The organism is Nonomuraea sp. NPDC000554 (assembly GCF_040300065.1).
Classification (GTDB): Bacteria; Actinomycetota; Actinomycetes; order Streptosporangiales; family Streptosporangiaceae; genus Nonomuraea.
Genome location: NZ_JBEPDC010000068.1, coordinates 1 through 2,372, shown reverse-complemented (window position 1 = coordinate 2,372; position 2,372 = coordinate 1). Strand labels below are relative to the sequence as shown.

The following is a 2,372-nucleotide window of genomic DNA, read 5'->3' as shown; positions in this document are numbered from 1 at the left end:
GAGCGATTAGTACTGGTCCGCTCCAAGTCTCGCAACTCTTCCACTTCCAGCCTATCTACCAGATCATCTCTCTGGGCTCTTAATTCTTACGAATGGGTAATCTCATCTTGAGGTGGGCTTCGCACTTAGATGCTTTCAGCGCTTATCCCTTCCCTACATAGCTATCCAGCCGTGCTCCTGGCGGAACAACTGGTACACCAGCGGTAAGTCCATCCCGGTCCTCTCGTACTAAGGACAGATCCTCTCAAATTACCTACGCCCGCGACGGATAGGGACCGAACTGTCTCACGACGTTCTGAACCCAGCTCGCGTGCCGCTTTAATGGGCGAACAGCCCAACCCTTGGGACCGACTACAGCCCCAGGATGCGACGAGCCGACATCGAGGTGCCAAACCTCCCCGTCGATGTGAACTCTTGGGGGAGATAAGCCTGTTATCCCCAGGGTAGCTTTTATCCGTTGAGCGATGGCCCTTCCATGCGGTACCACCGGATCACTAAGTCCTAGTTTCCTACCTGCTCGAGTTGTAGCTCTCGCAGTCAAGCTGGCTTTTACCTTTACACTCTACGATTGATTTCCAACCAATCTGAGCCAACCTTTGAGCGCCTCCGTTACTCTTTAGGAGGCGACCGCCCCAGTCAAACTGTCCGTCAGACACTGTCTCCCTGGCCGATTATGCCAGCGGGTTAGAGTAACCATAAGTCAAGGGTAGTATCCCAACAACGCCTCAATAGAAACTAGCGTCCCTATTTCAATGGCTCCTACCTATCCTGTACATGACTTACAGGTACTCAATATCAAACTACAGTAAAGCTCCATGGGGTCTTTCCGTCCTGTCGCGGGTAACCTGCATCTTCACAGGTACTAAAATTTCACCGAGTCTCTCGTTGAGACAGTGCCCAAATCATTACGCCTTTCGTGCGGGTCGGAACTTACCCGACAAGGAATTTCGCTACCTTAGGACCGTTATAGTTACGGCCGCCGTTTACTGGGGCTTCAATTCATACCTTCGACTTACGTCTAAGCACTCCTCTTAACCTTCCAGCACCGGGCAGGCGTCACCCCCTATACATCACCTTGCGGTTTAGCAGAGAGCTGTGTTTTTGATAAACAGTTGCTTGGGCCTATTCACTGCGGCTGGCTTTTACACCAGCACCCCTTCTCCCGAAGTTACGGGGCTATTTTGCCGAGTTCCTTAACGAGAGTTCTCTCGATCACCTGAGGCTACTCGCCTCGACTACCTGTGTCGGTTTGCGGTACGGGTAGATATGACTTTACGCTAGAAGCTTTTCTTGGCAGTGTGACATCAGAGAGTTCGCAACCGTAGTTGCTTCCCCATCACAGCTCAATGTTAAAGAGAAATGCATTTGACACATCTCACACCTCACTGCTTAGACCAGAATCCATTAACTGGCATCTCTTAGCCTACTGCGTCCCTCCATCACGATCATATCTAGTACTGGAATATCAACCAGTTGTCCATCGACTACGCCTTTCGGCCTCGCCTTAGGTCCCGACTAACCCAGGGCGGACGAGCCTTCCCCTGGAAACCTTAGTCTTACGGTGGATAAGATTCTCACTTATCTTGCGCTACTCATACCGGCATTCTCACTTCTTAACGCTCCAGCACTCCTCACGGTATACCTTCATCGCGGTTAAGAACGCTCTCCTACCATTGATAAAATATCAATCCAAAGCTTCGGTAATATGTTTAGCCCCGGTACATTTTCGGCGCAGGGTCACTCGACTAGTGAGCTATTACGCACTCTTTGAATGATAGCTGCTTCTGAGCTAACATCCTAGTTGTCTGTGCAACCCCACATCCTTTTCCACTTAACATATATTTTGGGACCTTAGCTGTTGGTCTGGGCTGTTTCCCTTTCGACTACGGATCTTAGCACTCGCAGTCTGACTGCCGAACATGTGTATTAGCATTCGGAGTTTATCTGAGATTGGTAATCCTAGACGGACCCCTCACCCAAACAGTGCTCTACCTCCAATACACTTACATTTCGACGCTAGCCCTAAAGCTATTTCGGAGAGAACCAGCTATCTCCCAGTTCGTTTGGAATTTCTCCGCTATCCACAAGTCATCCAAACACTTTTCAACGTGTCCTGGTTCGGGCCTCCAGTGCGTCTTACCACACCTTCACCCTGCTCATGGATAGGTCACTAGGTTTCGGGTCTACATCATGATACTAAGTCGCCCTATTCAGACTCGGTTTCCCTACGGCTCCGTCTCTTCAACTTAACCTCGCATCATAACGTAACTCGCCGGTTCATTCTACAAAAGGCACGCTCTCACCCATTAACGGGCTCGAACTTCTTGTAGGCACACGGTTTCAGGTGCTATTTCACTCCCCTCTCGGGGTTC

The 2,372-nt window shown here is 50.3% G+C and carries 1 rRNA gene; it reads right to left on the bottom strand.

Features of this window, described 5'->3' with window-relative positions:
- Positions 1–2,372: ribosomal RNA gene (locus ABT294_RS50635) — 23S ribosomal RNA — on the bottom strand; the annotation flags it as partial.